Here is a 17,516-nt window from a genome sequence, read left to right on the forward strand (position 1 = left end):
TTTAGGCATTTTTTCATACCTTTGCAAGCCTAAAAGATTCAGTATTCCATTATCCAATAAACAATATTTATAATGATAAACAAACCAGTCATCATAGGCTTTACAGCCGTCATAACAATTTTAAGCCTTTTTTATCTCTCTTTCACTTTTATTGCAAGAAATATAAATAAAGAAGCTACACAATTTGCAACAGACGAAAAGGGCAATATAGACTTTAGCAAAAAACAAGCATACCTTGATTCCATCTGGAATGAGCCGGTTTACAACCTGGTTGGTATGGAATTTACCTATAAAGAGGTTAAAAAGAATGAGTTGAGCCTAGGCTTAGACCTGCAAGGCGGGATGCACGTGGTGCTCGAAGTATCTCCGGTTGATATTTTGAATGATCTTTCGGCTAATAGTAAAGACCCTCATTTTCTTCAGGCAATTAAAAAAGCCCGTGGGATGCAAAGAAACAGCCGGGAAAAATTTGCAAGCTTATTTTATAAAGCCTTTAAAGAGATTGAACCTGATGGTAAGCTTAGCCGTATTTTTTCAAATACAAATACAAAAGGACTGATCCGCTATGAATCTTCTGATGAAGAAGTGATGAAGATCGTAGAAAGTAAGATGCAAGACGCCACAGACCAGGCATATCAAATCTTACGAAAAAGGATCAATCAATTTGGTGTCAATCAGCCGGTCATACAAAAATTAAAAGGCACAGGCAGGATCCAGTTAGAACTTCCCGGTGTTGAGAATCCGGCACGGGTCAGGGAATTATTGCAGAGAATTGCTAAATTAGAGTTCTGGGAGGTTTGGGAACCGGGTGAATTTGCACCGTATTTTAACCAGCTCAATGATTATCTTGTAAAAGTAGAACAACGGGAGGCTGAGAATAAATTTGATGAGATTGGTACTCCTTTTGACAACATTCTTACAGCCGATACTGTTTCAGATGAAGGTACGGAGGAAGAAGGCGCTTCTGATGCTATTTTGAATGATCTGTTATCCGAAACCGATGAAAAAGATATTTTAGATCCTGATACCGGTAGTGAAGATGAGAAGTCATTGACAGACCAGTTGACCGGAACTAATGAAGACCTCCCCCAAGGCAAAAGCGATGGCAAAGTCTCCCCCTTGGAGAGGACGATGTCCAGTGGACATCGGGACAGCATTGCGGGAAGCAGGGGGGCTGCTGATACTGCTGAAGATGAACGCTCATTGGTAGAACAGTTGACAGGCACAGATGAAGATACTTCCACAAGTGATACGCTGACACAGCAGCAAAGCTCACTATTAGCCAGTTTATTCGTTCCCTTAGACAGGGAAGGAAATATTGGCTCAAACATTAATGATACTTCACGAGTAAACAAGCTCATGAATTCTATGGAAGTAAAAGCCATTTTCCCTCCTAATATGAAGTTCCTATGGGATGTAAAACCATTCATTGCAGATGATGGAAATGAGTTTTTGGCTTTATACCCGATTAAAAAAGGTAGAAGAGGCGAAGCGCAATTAGCCGGTGATGTGATCAAGAACGCCAGGCAGGATTTTGATGAAAGAGGCAGGGTTGCGGTGAGTATGTCAATGAACAGCTTCGGAGCTAAAAAATGGAGAAAGCTGACCCGGGAAAATATAGGTAGAAGGTTTGCTATAGCGCTGGATAATTATGTTTACTCCGCTCCGGTAATCCAGAGTGAAATACCAAACGGACAATCCGTTATTTCAGGAAATTTTACGCTTGAAGAAGCCAAAGACCTCGCTAACGTGTTAAATGCAGGTAAGCTAAAAACACCAACTACAATTGTACAAGAGGCGGTGGTAGGCCCTTCATTGGGTAAAGAAGCAATTCAGCAAGGTATTATTAGTATCATAGCCGGTCTTTGTTTGGTTGTGTTGTTTATGATGCTTTATTATAATTCAGGAGGCTTTGTAGCAGACATCGCCTTGTTGATCAACGTTTTCTTTATCCTGGGGATCTTATCACAGCCTTTTTTTGATGCATCACTCACCTTACCCGGGATAGCAGGAATTGTCTTGACCATTGGCATGTCCATTGACGCCAACGTGCTGATCTTTGAAAGGATACGCGAAGAGCTGAAAAACGGAAAAGCAATGGTAAATGCCATAGCTGACGGTTACAATCGGGCTTATACTGCCATAATAGATTCAAACGTAACTACATTCCTGACTGCTTTTATATTATATAAATTTGGTTCTGGTATTATACAAGGCTTTGCCGTAACATTGATGATAGGTATTATTTGCTCATTTTTCTCCGCAGTTTTTATTACCCGGTTGATAATTGAATGGATGGCGAAGACAAAAAATGAGAAGCTGTTATTTTTTTCTACCTTCATCTCGGCCAGGTTATTTCAAAATTTAGACTTCAATATCATCAGTCGCAGAAAATTAGCTTATTTTCTTTCCGGAACCTTGATCCTGGTAGGGATTATAAGCATTGTAACCCAAAAAGGGCTGAACCTGGGCGTAGATTTTAAAGGAGGCAGGTCTTATATCGTAAGATTTGACCAACCGGTGATCGCCTCAAAGGTTAAAGCTGCAATATTGGATGACTTCGAAAATGCAGGCACTGAAGTAAAAACCTTTGACGCAACCAACCAGTTGAAGATCACTACAAGCTACTTAGTGGAAGATGAATCAACAGAAACCGATGAGAAGGTGAAAGTTGCATTGATGAGTGGTTTGAACCGATACAGCGACAATAAACCTGAAATATTGGCTTCCTCTAAAGTAGGGGCAACCATTGCTGATGATATTAAAAATGATGCACAAACCTCCGTTATATATGCGCTCATAGCGATATTCTTATACATCCTGGTACGTTTCAGAAAATGGCAATTCGGGCTTGGAGCTTTGGCCGCATTATTTCATGACATGTTGATTGTGATATCCATGATATCAATCGTACGCCTGTTTGGGATAGACTATGAAGTTGACCAGGTGCTCATAGCAGCAATGCTCACCGTGATCGGTTATTCAATCAATGATACGGTGGTGGTGTTTGACAGGGTCAGGGAGTTTCTTAGAGAGAATCCCAGGGCAGATATAGAGATCACATTAAACAGGGCAATAAACAAAACCCTCAGCAGGACGGTGGTGACCTCTTTCACTACATTGACAGTAGTAGTTGTACTGTTCTTGTTTGGAGGCGAGGTGATGAGGGGTTTCTCCTTTGCCTTGATGGTAGGAATTATTGTTGGTACTTATTCTTCGATCTTCATTGCTACGCCATTGGTGCTGGATACTACAAGGAAGAAATTAGCAAGTGTTTTTGAGAAAAAGGAAAAGGTGGGAGTAAGATAGTAGCTCGGATTGGGTTTCCGGGCGGCTGGTGGGTTGGGGCAGCTTTTGGATTTGTGGGCAAAGATGATAATGACTATAACTATGACGAAGTAGGAATGACGAATGACGAAGTACGAATGATCCCGAGTACTCGGGATACTTCGTCATTCGTACTTCGTATTTCATTAGATTGCATTTTAGAATCTATATTATTAACTTTACATTTTTAATTTTCACTATGAAAACACTAATTGTAAATGTTCCGGATAAAAAAGAAAACTATTTAAGGAGTTTATTAAAAAAACACCGCTTTAAATCGCGTGTATTACCGCAAGAAGAAGACGAAGACCTGATGGCTAAATGGATTGATGAAGGAATGGAAAGCGAAGAAGTTCCAATAGAAAAAATTTACGAATACATGAGAAAAAATGGAGTTGATTGTTAACGGTCAATTTTACAGGGACATTTCAAATTACACAAATTGTAAGTTACAATAGTACAATCAGAGTCTCCCGGAAATCCTAAATTCAAACATTTTACTATCTTAAAAAGGGGACTCTGATGGGACTCTCTAAAAAATATTAGAATATGTTTTTCAGGAGGAACTATAGTAGTTCGCACAATATTACGAAATGAAAAGTTGGCTATTGAAAATATAAATAAAACACTTGTATATAATCATAGCCAACTAGACAACTATAACTATGACGAATGACGAATGACGAATTCGTACTTCGTCATTCGTACTTCGTATTTCATTAGATTGCATTTTAGAATTTATATTATTAACTTTACATTTTTAATTTCCACCCTTAAATTATAAATATTATGAAAAAGCTAATCCTTTACTCGTCAATTTGCAGTTTGGCTCTATGCGCCATGCTCTATGCGCCATGCGCATACGCCCAGGTCGTTGAAAAATGGAAAGTGATCTATGACGGAGGCGCTGGAGATAGGGGAGCTGATATGGTTGTTGATGATTCGGCAAATGTGTATGTAACCGGATATAGCCAGGATGGAGGGGGACTCTCTGATTATTATACGGTGAAATACGATAGTAACGGGGTAGAGCTATGGTCTGCGACCTATGTCCTGGTTGTAGGTAATGATTATGCCCAGGCCATAGCCATTGATGCTGCAGGAAATGTGTATGTAACCGGATATAGTAATAACGGTGGTGGTAGTGATGAATATTTAACCATAAAATACAATGCCAGCGGAGGGCAGTTATGGGCAGTGACCTTTAATAATTTTGCTAATCAACGTGCACAAGACATAGTCGTTGATGCTGCAGGGAGTATTTATGTAACGGGAGATGGCGGGCCCATCGGCAGTACTGATTATATCACTGTAAAATACAATCCTGACGGTACTCAGGCATGGTGGCATCAATATAACGGACCCGGGAATGGAAATGATTACGCCCGTGCCATTGTTGTAGATGATATTACCGGGACTGGCGTTTATGTAACCGGAAGTGGTCTGGCAGGAGTAGGCGATGATTTTATAACTATAAATATTCTTCCTTCGGGCACTTTTGGTTGGGGGCAATTCTATAATGGGATTGGTAACGGCAATGATGTTGCACGTGCCATTGCCATAGATGCCACAGGGGTGTATGTAACCGGGGAGAGCGAATTTGCACCTGGAAACTATGATTATGTCACTATAAAATACGATTTTACCGGAGTGCAGCTATGGACTACACCCTATGACGGTGGATTGGGAGGTAATGATAGAGGAAGGGCCATCGCTTTGGATGGTTCAGGGAATGTGTATGTAACCGGGTTCAGCAGTAATGGCGCCAATGATGATATTGTAACTGTAAAGTACAATAACACCGGCACCGAGCTATGGCCTGCTGTCTATGATGGAGGCAGCGATGATATCGGAGAAGCCATTGCAGTAGATGCTTCAGGCAATGTGTATGTAACCGGAAAAAGTGGTATTCCCGGCATTTTTGATTATACCACTATAAAGTACAATACCAGCGGTGTGCAGCAATGGGATACGGTTTATGGGAATCCGATTTTTGACGATTTAGCAACAGCGATAGCTGTGGATAATTCAGGCAATGTGTATGTAACCGGCTATAGCCGCAACAGTGTCCCCAATGATGATATTGCCACCATCAAATATTGCGATAACATACCGGTGGCATCGGTAGTTGCAGATCTGGATACTATTTGCACCGGATTTGTTGCAACCTTAACTGCTTCAGGAGGTACTAACTATCAATGGAGTACCGGAGATGCAGCAGCAATCATCACTGTAGTTCCACCCCTCACAACTACCTACTGGGTGATCGTTTCCAATAGCTGTTCTTCAGATACGGCTTATGTGACCATTACTGTAAATCCACTACCTCTAGCCATCATCACAGCAAGCAGCCCAACAACCTTCTGTGCCGGAGACAGTGTGGATTTATTATCAGTAGATACCGCTGGTATTGCCAACTATGACTGGTTGTTAAATGGTGTAGCCACAGGCGCAACAGGCTGGACCTATAATGCACTTATGGGTGGAGATTATCAGGTGGTGGTTTGGAATACTTTTGGTTGTTATGACACATCAGCAGCTATTACAGTTACCGTTAATCCGCTGCCTACAGCCAATATCACAGCAAGCGGACCGACAACATTTTGTCAGGGTAATAGCGTCACTTTAACATCTGACCCTGCTGCCGGTTATTCATGGAACACAGGAGCTGCAACTCAAAGCATCACCGTCAGTGTCGGTGGAGTTTATTCCGTAACGGTAACCGATGGAAACGGTTGCAGCGGAACTTCTGCTGCAACCTCAGTAGTAGTAAATCCTCTCCCAACTGTAAATCTGGGATCAGATACCACCCTCTGCACCGGAGGCACCTTTATCCTTGATGCAGGAAATGTGGGTTCTACATATCTATGGTCAACCATTGAAATTACACAAACAATAGTTGTAAGTACTTCAGGCACTTATTGGGTAGAAGTAATTGATGCAAATAGCTGTCTGAACATAGACAGCATCATTTTAACAATAAATCCTCTCCCTATAGTAGATGCAGGAGTTGATATTTCAATTTGCAATGACGGAAGCACAGTGATTTTAGGCGGCTCACCAACAGCATCGGGAACAAGTCCATTGACATACAATTGGTCTCCAGGGATTAATTTGGATAACCTTATAGCAGCCAACCCGGTTTTCACTCCTCTTAGTGTGGGGATCACACAATTTGAAGTAATTGTAACAGATGGAAATGGCTGTATTGACACAGCCACAATCCTAATTACCATCAATAATTTGCCAATAGTCAATCTTGGCTCTGATACCACCATCTGCACCGGAGGCACGCTTATCCTTAATGCTAGCAATACCGGTTCTGCTTATGTATGGCAGGATGCCTCTACCAATCAAACCTACAACGTCATATCCTCCGGCACTTATTCTGTACAAGTAACCGATCCGGGTGGCTGCACAGCAAGCGATACGATCACGATCAGCCTCTCACCTGCTATGACTACCGGCATCACTGCCATTCCTGAAAACAACTGCCAGGGAGATGGCATTGCGATCTTGACTGTTACAGGAGGAACCTTGCCTTATACTTTCCTTTGGTCTAACGGAGCCATCACGCAAAACCTTTCAGGACTTTCAGCAGGCACGTATATTGTGACTGTCACAGATTCCAATGACTGTACAGCTATAGATACAGCAGCGATAGGAGGCGCTTTACCTCCCACTACGAGCATCTCCTCTATTGCTGAAACCGGCTGCGGAAATAACGATGGTACAGCAGTTCTATCTGTTTTTGGAGGCGTTGCTCCCTATACTTTCAGTTGGTCTAATGGGGCTACAACCCAAAATATTGCCGGGCTTGCATCAGGAACTTACACCGTGATTGTAACCGATGCAAATACTTGTTTGGCTTTCGATACGGCTGTCATTGGCTCACCACCGCTGCCATCTGTAAGCATTACCGGTTTTGATGAAGGCGCTTGCGATGCCAATAACGGTATAGCTGTAATGACCGCTTCAGGAGGTACATCACCCTACACTTATAGCTGGTCAAACGGGGCAACTACACTATCCATCACAGGACTAACTCCGGGTATCTATGTTGGAACTGTCACCGATAACCTTGGCTGCTCCGCAAGCGATGCCGTCACCATCAATGAAGCGCCAGGCCCCTCCGTTACCCTCACAGGCATAGATGAAGGCAGTTGTGGCGCTGGCAATGGTACAGTAATTTCCTCTGCCTCCGGAGGAACTTCGCCTTATACTTATCTTTGGTCAACAGGTGCCACTACTGTCAATATCACCTTGCTTTCATCCGGTACCTATTCTTTAACAGTAACTGATTCAATTAACTGTACAGTTAGCGACAGCGTTACACTGCAAGAGCCGGCCACTTTCACTTTATCAATAAGCGCAACTACAAATGCCACATGCGGTACAAACGATGGCAGCGCTACAGTCACCATTACCGGTGGTACGCCACCCTTCACTTATTCGTGGTCAAGCGGTGACACACTTGCTACGGCTGATAGCTTGATTGCAGGTATTTATATTATTACAGTTACAGATGCCACCGGCTGCTCTAATTTTGCTGTTGCCACTATCAGCAATGTTGGGGGTGCAACAATTACTACTACTTTGGTGACTAACGTAAGCTGTTTTGGCGGTTCAGACGGAGCTATCAATATTACCGTAACAGGCGGCATCGCTCCTTATACTTATAGCTGGTCTGATGGAAACACCTCCCAGGACATCAGCAGTCTTGCTGCCGGGCCTTATGAAGTGAATGTTACCGATAACAGCGGTTGTGTTTCTACCAAAAGTATCTTAGTCACTCAACCGGCAGCTTTGAGTCTGACTGTTTCAGAAACAGCCGCAATTTGCGATAGCGCTGATGGGAGCGCAACGGTTAGTGTTGCAGGAGGAACAGGTCTCTACACATTTAGCTGGGCAACAACTGGCGGGACCGATAGCACAGAAACCGGTCTGACAGCCGGCATTTATACCGTTACTGTTTCTGACGCCAACGGATGTACCGATTCCATTACAGCAGCTATTAGCAATTTCGGAGGACCGGCCATTGTAGTTGACCTCATAGAAAATGCAGATTGCGGTGCGGAAATTGGAGCTATTTATATTACCGTATCAGGTGGTACAGAACCCTACGCTTACCTGTGGTCAAGTGGCGATACGACACAGGATATTACAGGCTTGCCTGCAGGTATCTATGATGTGACAGTGACGGACTCAACCAACTGCCTCTCCACAGAGAGTTTTGAAATAACAGGAGCTCAGCCGCCACTCGAAACAATCTGCCTTGTCACCGTTGACAGCGCCACAGGCAAGAACCTTATCGTTTGGGAGAAAAATCAGACAACCCTGGTGAAATCATATAATATCTACAAAGAAAGTTCTCAGATAAATGTTTATTACCTGATAGGCAACATGCCTGTTGACAGCGTTAGCGTATTTGTGGATACCTTGTCAGACCCAAAGCTCAGGTCATGGAGGTACAAGATGCAGGTGGTAGATTCATGCGATAATGAATCGGATTTAAGTGCAGACCATAAGACGATGCACCTGAATATAAATTTAGGAATACCCCCTGCAATAAACCTGATATGGGATCATTATGAAGGTTTCCCATTTGCTACCTATTATGTTACCAGGTACACCGTATCAACCGGCTGGGTAACCTTAGATTCGCTGGCAAGCAACCTTACTTCCTATACCGATCCTACACCGCCCAATGAAGACCTCTATTACGTTGTTGAGGTAAAGCATCCTACAGGCTGTGATCCTAATCTGAGTAAAGTATTAACCTACAATTCTGCCAGGTCAAATGTATCCAACAGGCTATTGCCTACCGGCATTGATCAGTTTCGAGTTTCGAGTTTCGAGTTTCGAATTTTTCCCAATCCATATTCGGGTGTGACTCAGATAAGCTATACTTTACCTGAAAAAGCAGATGTGCTCTTAGAAGTATTTAATGTTTTGGGCAAAAAGATAGAAGTATTGGCTAACGGGGAACAAAAAAGCGGAGCGTATCAATATAGCTTCAGTGCAAAGGAGCTGGGTTATTCATCCGGGGTTTATATCCTGAAGCTTATTGCAGGGGAAGATGTATACACTAAGCAGTTGATAGAATTTTAACCTTTTAACCTTTAACCAATTTGCTTATTATGAAAACAAAAATTACTTCCGTAAAAGCGCTTTTTGTAAGCGCTGCATTGTTTGTGCAGTTTGGTTTGAATGCACAACAACAAATCCCAGTTAAAATACAACAAGCAAATTTTGACAATCAGAAATTGCTGTATAAAAATTCTAAATCATTACCTAAGACTAAAATTACCGGTAAGAAATTTTATAATGCATCAAAATTTACCGGTTCGTCTCTATCTAAAATTTTGATGGTTCCCATCTTCACTGAAGATTTTGACAGCGTAGCTATTCCTACAATACCTAGCACTTGGTCAAATATTGCTAATTTACCTCTTGGTGGAGTGTGGCAGGCAGGATTCAGCACTGCTGATGGAACTACTTTATCATCTCCAACCGGAGCAAATGGTTTTGCTTTTTTTGATTCTGATGGTTATGCTGGTGACGGAAACGCTGAAAATGCTGATTTGATAACACCCATGATTGACGCTTCTACGCTTCCTTCGGTTAGTTTGTCTTTTAGCCATTATTTCCGAGCTGGGTTTGGTGGCAATGCGGAAGTATTTGTTAGTAATAATGGGGGAACTACTTATACCTCAGTGGCAAGCTGGTTTGCTACATCAACTCCTAATGCTCAATCAGAAAATATTGATATTTCGCTCATTGCAGCTGGAAATGATAGTATCATGATCAAATTTCATTGGACGGGAGACTGGTCATGGTATTGGTTAATAGATGATATCGTAGTGGATATAAACCTTGCTAACGAACTTGTTTTAAATTCAATATTTTCTACTTCTTATTCTTTAATACCTTTAACTCAAGCTTTCCCTATAACTTTTGAAGGCAGAGTCGCTAATACTGGTATTAACTCCCAACCTAACGTTACACTTAATGCTAATGTTACAGGTGCCGGTACCTTTTCCGGAAATAGTACACCACTTACATTAATATCGGGAGTAGATTCACTTTTAACTGTAGCTACTACTTATACTCCTTCAGTGATTGGCAGCTACACAGTGAATTTCGCTGTAAGTTCGGATTCCACAGATGATAATCCTTCAAATGACACCCTTTCGGAAAACTTTGATGTATCAGATACCGTTTTTGCAAGGGATAATGGCATTTTACCGGCTGGCGGCATATGGCTTGGCGCTGGAAATCGTTATGAATATGGTAATTTTTTCCAGGTGAGTAATACACAGGATGTTACTTCTGTTACCTTTTCTCTTCATCCTGCTTCTGATTCAGGGGCTACAATGAAAGCCAAAATCTATGGCCTGCCCGGATTCACACTTATAGATTCCTCTGCCGTTTATACGGTTAATGCTGTGACTGATGTTAATGCCTTTACTACTTTACCATTGTTGAATGCACCAATAAACCTGATAGCGGGTGATTATCTTGTTGTTCTTGCTACAACTAATGGCGCTATGAATTTTGTGGTATCTACGGGAAGTGATCTTTTCCAGCCTAACGGTTCAACACTAATGCAGGATACGGACGGTGCACTTGGCCCTGCTGGTACATGGTATCTTTCTCTTTCAACGCCTTTTGTTAGGTTAAATTTTGCACCACCACCACCACCTGCTTGTTCAGCAAATTTCAGTTTCTTTACTGATACGACTTTGACCGTCTCATTTATCGATTCCTCTACAACATCCAATCCGCCTTTGAGCCGGTCATGGGATTTTGGAGATGGAGGTCCTGTGGATATCACTCCAAGTCCCGCTCATACCTATGGTGCAGCGGGAAGCTACTATGTATGCTTAACCATTCTTGATAATGTTGTTTGCTCTAACACAATTTGTGATAGCGTTACCGTTCCTGCTCCACCACCACCTGGCTGTACGGCAGGCATTAGTAGTTTTACAGATGTACTTTGTTTCGGTGCCTGTGACGGCTCTGCTACAGTGAGTGCTTCCGGAGGCATCCTTCCTTATACTTATTCGTGGGCACCAACTGGAGGAATAAACCCCACGGCAATCGGACTTTGCGGAGGAACAACCCATACAGTGACTGTTACAGATGCCGCTGGCAATAGCTGCACTGCGAGCCAAGCTATCACCGAACCCCCTGACATTGTCATCATCTCAGAAACACCAACAGACATCACTGCCTGCGGTGCAAATGACGGAACAATCACAATAACAGCAATCGGAGGTACGGGCACATTGAGTTATTCCATAGATGGCGGAGTTATTTTTCCGAATACTACGGGAAATTTTACCGGCTTGAGTGCTGGCACTTATACTGTAGTAGTACAAGATGCAAACGGATGTATTGTAACAGGCAGTATATTAACTATCAGCGAGCCGGGTGCACCGCCAGCGCCAGCAGCAGGAACAAATGCAACCTATTGCCAGGGAGATGCAATGGCTGACCTAACGGCAACAGGGTCAGGTGGAACACTTACCTGGTATGATGATGCAGGATTGACAAATGTAGTAGGAACTGGTGCGACTTTCTCTCCGCCATCAACAGTGGGAACAATTACTTATTATGTCACTGAAACTGTAAGCGGATGTCAAAGTCCTGCCAACTCTGTGGTTATAACGGTAAATCCTCTCCCAACAGTAAATCTGGGATCAGACACAACGATTTGCAATGGTTGTTCAATAACACTTGATGCAGGGGCTGGCTTTACAAGCTATGGCTGGTCAACCGGAGAGAGCACCCAAATTATAAATGTCGATTCGGCAGGCACTTATATAGTTCAAGTTACTGATACAAATGGATGTACTGCTGCCGATACTATTATTATTGATTTAGATTTACCACTATGCATTATTACTGCCGGCATTGCCGGCACGGATGCGAGCTGTGTTGGCAATTGTGATGGAGAAGCCAATCTGACAGTTACAAACGGCACAACGCCCTATACTTTTAACTGGTCCAATGGAGCAGTTACTGAAGATCTGATAAACTTATGTGCAGACACTTATACTGTTACTGTTACCGATTCCAACGGATGCACCGCCTCTGACAGTGTTACCATTTCATCCTCTAATACCTTAACAGCCGTCATAACAGGAGTAACGCCTGCTTCATGTCTCGCAAAATGTGATGGAATTGCCTCTGCCTTTGCAACAGGAGGTACACAACCTTACACTTACCTCTGGAATAACCCATCGGCACAGACAAATTCCATTGCAAATAACTTATGTGCAGGTACGTATATTGTAACAGTGACCGATGCCGCTGGATGCCCGGATACTGCAAGTGTTACGGTTAATTCAAACCCTGAAATGATACTGAATATAACTATAACAAATGCCACTTGCGGTAATACAGATGGAAGTGCATCAGTTGTTGTCAGCAACGGAACGCCTACCTATATCTATTCATGGTCGAGTGGAGATACGCTCTCATTTGCCGATAGTTTGGCATCTGGTTTTTATATCGTAACAGTGACCGATGCCGTTGGATGTTCTAATTTTGCCAACGTCACCATCAGCGATGCAAACGGGCCTACCATTACTGTCGTTACGTCAACAGATGTGACATGCAATGGAGGTTCAGATGGAGTTATCGGTATCAATGTAACCGATGGCACACCTCCATACACTTTGCAGTGGTCAAACGGAAGTTCGGGGGATTTCATTTTTAATCTGCCCGCAGGACCTTATGAGATAAATGTTACAGATGCCAATGGCTGTGTTGCAACGCAAAGTATTGCAATTACAGAGCCCGATGCTCTATCCCTAACGATAAGCACGATAGACGCCACTTGTGGCAATACAGATGGAAGCGCTACGGTGAACGTGGGCGGAGGAACGGGCGCTTACACTTATCAATGGGGTGCCGGAACGGGTTTTCAGACCACTGCAACTGCAACGGGATTGGGAGCAGGTGTGTATAACGTAACCGTTACAGATGCAAGCGGATGTATTGACTCTGCTGCTGTTGCAGTCAGTAATATAAACGGCCCCCTCATTACCGTGGATTCAATCATTGATATCAGTTGTGATAATCCCTCAGGCGGGTCAATATATATCACCGTAACAGGAGGATATACGCCCTATACTTATTTATGGTCAAATAACGATATAACCCAGGACCTGCTCAACATCCAGGGAGGAATATATGATGTAACCGTAACAGATACGAGCGGATGTGTCGCAACAGCGAGTATGGAAATATTAGGCGTCCTACCCACCGGAGATTCCATTTGTGTCGTTACGGTGGATAGTGCGAGTGGTAAAAACCTCATCGTTTGGGAGAAGACGACGGGGGCCAATATTAAATCATACAATATTTATAAAGAGAGCACACAAGCCGGGGTTTATTTCCTCATAGGCGCTGTGCCGTTTAATGCTCTTAGCGCTTTCACCGATTCATTATCCAATCCCGTCATAAGGTCGTGGAGGTATAAAATAGCTGCAGTGGATTCCTGCGATAATGAATCCGAATTGAGCAAAGAGCACAAGACGACGCACCTCACCATAAATATGGGAATAAATAACACCATCAATTTGATATGGGATCATTACCAGGGGTTCGATTTTGGCACTTATTATATTCATAGATACACAACATCAACCGGTTGGGAAGAAATAGATTCTATGGCGAGCAACCTCACCTCATGGACAGACCCTTTACCTCCTAATGAAGACCTCTATTACGTTGTTGTGGTAAAGCATCCTACGGGCTGTGATCCTAATCTGAGTAAAGTATTAACCTACAATTCTGCCAGGTCAAATGTATCCAACAGGCTATTGCCTACCGGCATTGATCAGTTTCGAGTTTCGAGTTTCGAGTTTCGAATTTTTCCCAATCCATATTCGGGTGTGACTCAGATAAGCTATACTTTACCTGAAAAAGCAGATGTGCTCTTAGAAGTATTTAATGTTTTGGGCAAAAAGATAGAAGTATTGGCTAACGGGGAACAAAAAAGCGGAGCGTATCAATATAGCTTCAGTGCAAAGGAGCTGGGTTATTCATCCGGGATTTATATCCTGAAGCTTATTGCAGGGGAAGATGTATACACTAAGCAGTTGATAGAATTTTAAAAAATTATTGGAAATAAGATCATGAGCGAAGGATAATCATTTCAATATTAGAATATGTTTTTCAGGAGGAACTATAGTAGTTCGCACAATATTAAAGTAACAGCATGTTGATTCCCCAGAGTACCCGGGGGAATCAATTGTCAACTGCGAACTTCTTTAGCTCCTGATAAACTTTATGAACCGGTAACCCCATCACATTGAAATAGGAGCCATTAATTTTTTCTATACCGATCAACCCGATCCATTCCTGGATACCATAGCCTCCTGCTTTGTCAAAAGGCTTATAATTTTCTATATAATAATTGATCTCAGCCTCTTTTATTTCCCTGAACCAGACTTCTGTTTTATCATAAAAGGAAATTTCTTTATCCCTACTCAATAAACACACCCCTGTTATCACTTCATGTTTAGACCCTGAGAGCTTTTTTAGCATTTCAAATGCTTCACTTTTGTTTCGTGGCTTCCCTAATATCTCATCATTCCCGCCTGCCTGGCTTGAGCTATCGTGTTGGCGGGCAGGTAAGCAAACAATCGTATCTGCCGCAATAACGATCTCTTTAGTGATCTCATCTTTTAAAGCTTTGGCTTTTGATTCCGCGAGATAAACAGCTACTTGTTCTATTTTAAGATGGGAAGGATAATCTTCATTTGAAGGTTTTGTTTTTACCACTAAATCAAATCCTGCTTCTTTTAATATTTGTTGTCTTCTTGGGGAATTGGAGGCGAGGATCAGAGGTCGGTTCAGGTTAAATTCCATAGGTTGATTTAATCTAACAAATGCGAAACTATTCCACTTCTCAACTTCGGCTCAAACCATGTAGATTTTGGAGGCATCACTTTACCTGAATCAGCGATATTGATGAGTTGTTTTATCGTAACAGGATATAATGCGAAAGCCACAGCCATTTCTCCACTATCTACGCGTTCTTCCAGTTCTTCCAATCCCCTGATACCGCCCACGAAGTCAATCCTTTCGTCAGTTCTAGGATCGTTAATATTTAAAATCGAAGATAAAATATTGTTTTGTAGTATGCTTACGTCTAAGGCGCCAGTAGGGTCATCATTCTTGTAAGTGCCATCCTTTGCAATTAAAGCGTACCATTTATGAGCTAAATACATCCCAAACTCATGATATTTTACAGGTTTTATCTGGGTTTTTTCAATGCGCTCTATAATAAAATACCCTGATATTTTTTTTAAGAACGCTTTTTCGGAGTAACCATTCAAATCTTTTACAATTCTGTTATAATCAATAATATTTAATTGGTTTGCAGGAAACAGAACGGTTAGAAAATAGTTGTATTCTTCATTTCCGGTATGGTCCGGATTAAGATTTTTTCTTTCATCGCTCACTTTATATGCGGAGGCTGCTCTGTGATGCCCGTCAGCGATGTAAGTGAAGGGTACTTTGGTTTTAAATAATTTGGTGATCTTATCTATAGTTGACTTGTCATTTATCACCCATACGGTGTGCTGAACAGCATCATCTGCGGTAAAATCGTATTCGGGTGTATTGTTGGAAATATAGTTATTGGTTAATTCGCCAATTTCGGAAACATCAGGATAGGTTAAAAATACAGGCCCTGTATGTACTCTGGTAGTTTTTATATGGTTTATCCTGTCCTGTTCTTTTGAAGGGCGTGTATGTTCATGTTTTTTGATGATGTTTTTCCTGTAATCTGCAATGCCTGAGCAGCAAAAAAGTCCAATTTGCCGATGCATACCCATAACCTGCTGATAAAGATAATAACATTCCTCTTTTTCCTGGAACAAGATGCTATCTGAGATAAACTTATCAAAGTTGTCTTTTGCTTTATCATATACAGCCTGATTGTGGGGATTTACATCTTCGGGCAGATCAACTTCCGATTTTATAATATGCAAAAAAGAGTAAGGATTTCCCTTAACCGCTACCCTTGCTTCAGCCGAGTTTAGTACATCGTAAGGTTTTGATGCTACCTTATGCACATGCTTTTTGATGGGTCTTACGCCTTTGAAGGGTTTTATAATAGCCATGTAAGAAAGTACGAAGTACGAAGTACGAAGTATGAAGTAGAAAATTTGTCATTCGTAAATCAAAATTATTTATTAAAAAACTCAATGATCTTATCAGCCAATTCCAACCCTATTCTTTCCTGTGCCTCAATAGTAGAAGCGCCAATATGTGGAGTCAATGACACTTTGGGGTGCTTCAGAAGTTCAGGTTTTGGTGTAGGTTCTTCTTCAAAAACATCAATCCCTGCATAAGCAACCTTGCCGTTATCCAATGCTTTTATCAGGGTGCTTTCATCTATACATCCACCCCTGGCACAGTTGATGATGTACACACCATTTTTCATTTTTTCAAATTCAGCCTTTCCAATCATGGGTTTTTCTCCCTTTTTAAAAGGAACATGCATAGAGATAAAGTCGCTTTCTTTTAATACTTGTTCCATACTTACAGTTTTCAAAGAAACAGAGATTTTTTCTTGGGCTATTTGAAGCTCAATATTCGTTTCATTTAGCATTATATCGCAGGCTAACACTTTCATTCCTATACCAAAAGCAATACCTGCTACTTCCTGGCCGATCCTTCCAAGTCCAATGATCCCAAGCATTTTACCACATAATTCGATTCCTTTGGAATATTGTTTCTTGAGTGATTTAAAGTCAGAAGAACCAAACAAGGGCATTTGCCTGTTAGAATCAGGTAAAAATCTTACAAGGCCAAACAGATGCGAAAATACCAATTCGGCAACAGATAAGGAAGACGCAGCAGGCGTATTGATAACTTCAATTCCTTTACTTCTTGCATATTCCACATCAATATTGTCCATTCCAACCCCTCCTCTGCCTATTAATTTCAGATCAGGACATGCGTCAATGATCTCTTTTCTGATCTGAGTGGCGCTGCGTACCAAAACCGCATCGTAGCTTTTCAGGGCATCTTCCAATTTATCCTGGGCGATATTATCTGTATCAATCTGAAAACCAGCTTCCTGTAATTTTGATTTCCCGGAGTCGTCTATGCCGTCATTTGCGAGTATTTTGTTCATATATGTTTTTTATTTATTCTTTATT

Annotated in this window: 7 protein-coding genes; 4 read left to right on the plus strand and 3 right to left on the minus strand. The window is 41.9% G+C overall.

The window, feature by feature from the left end; genetic code table 11:
• Positions 1–72: 72 nt before the first annotated feature.
• The 4 genes from secD (at position 73) to FVQ77_07375 (ending at position 14,456) form a co-directional block, all read left to right on the plus strand.
• The gene (secD, locus tag FVQ77_07360; GenBank protein ID MBW8050142.1) at positions 73–3,309 is read left to right on the plus strand and encodes a protein translocase subunit SecD; all 3,237 of its coding nucleotides are present in this window, start codon (positions 73–75) and stop codon (positions 3,307–3,309) included.
• 217 nt (positions 3,310–3,526) lie between these two features.
• Positions 3,527–3,733, plus strand: a complete 207-nt coding sequence (locus FVQ77_07365; protein MBW8050143.1) for a hypothetical protein — start codon at positions 3,527–3,529, stop codon at positions 3,731–3,733.
• Positions 3,734–4,116: 383 nt separating this feature from the next.
• The gene (locus FVQ77_07370) at positions 4,117–9,438 is read left to right on the plus strand and encodes a T9SS type A sorting domain-containing protein (GenBank protein ID MBW8050144.1); all 5,322 of its coding nucleotides are present in this window, start codon (positions 4,117–4,119) and stop codon (positions 9,436–9,438) included.
• A gap of 29 nt (positions 9,439–9,467) precedes the next feature.
• Entirely contained in the window at positions 9,468–14,456 is a 4,989-nt protein-coding gene (locus tag FVQ77_07375) for a T9SS type A sorting domain-containing protein (GenBank protein MBW8050145.1), read from the plus strand.
• 133 nt (positions 14,457–14,589) lie between these two features.
• Here FVQ77_07375 and maf read toward each other — a convergent pair whose 3' ends face one another.
• The 3 genes from maf to FVQ77_07390 all read right to left on the minus strand — a co-directional run bounded on the left by maf (position 14,590) and on the right by FVQ77_07390 (position 17,491).
• Complete coding sequence (gene maf, locus FVQ77_07380) at positions 14,590–15,213, minus strand: septum formation protein Maf (protein ID MBW8050146.1); 624 nt, start codon at positions 15,211–15,213, stop codon at positions 14,590–14,592.
• Between the two features lie 8 nt (positions 15,214–15,221).
• The gene (locus tag FVQ77_07385; protein ID MBW8050147.1) at positions 15,222–16,472 is read right to left on the minus strand and encodes a DUF1015 domain-containing protein; all 1,251 of its coding nucleotides are present in this window, start codon (positions 16,470–16,472) and stop codon (positions 15,222–15,224) included.
• Between the two features lie 65 nt (positions 16,473–16,537).
• Positions 16,538–17,491: a 3-phosphoglycerate dehydrogenase gene (locus FVQ77_07390; GenBank protein ID MBW8050148.1), complete on the minus strand. Its 954-nt coding sequence runs from the start codon at positions 17,489–17,491 to the stop codon at positions 16,538–16,540.
• Positions 17,492–17,516: the final 25 nt, after the last annotated feature.

The sequence above is a fragment of the Cytophagales bacterium genome (genome assembly GCA_019456305.1).
GTDB lineage: Bacteria > Bacteroidota > Bacteroidia > Cytophagales > VRUD01 > VRUD01.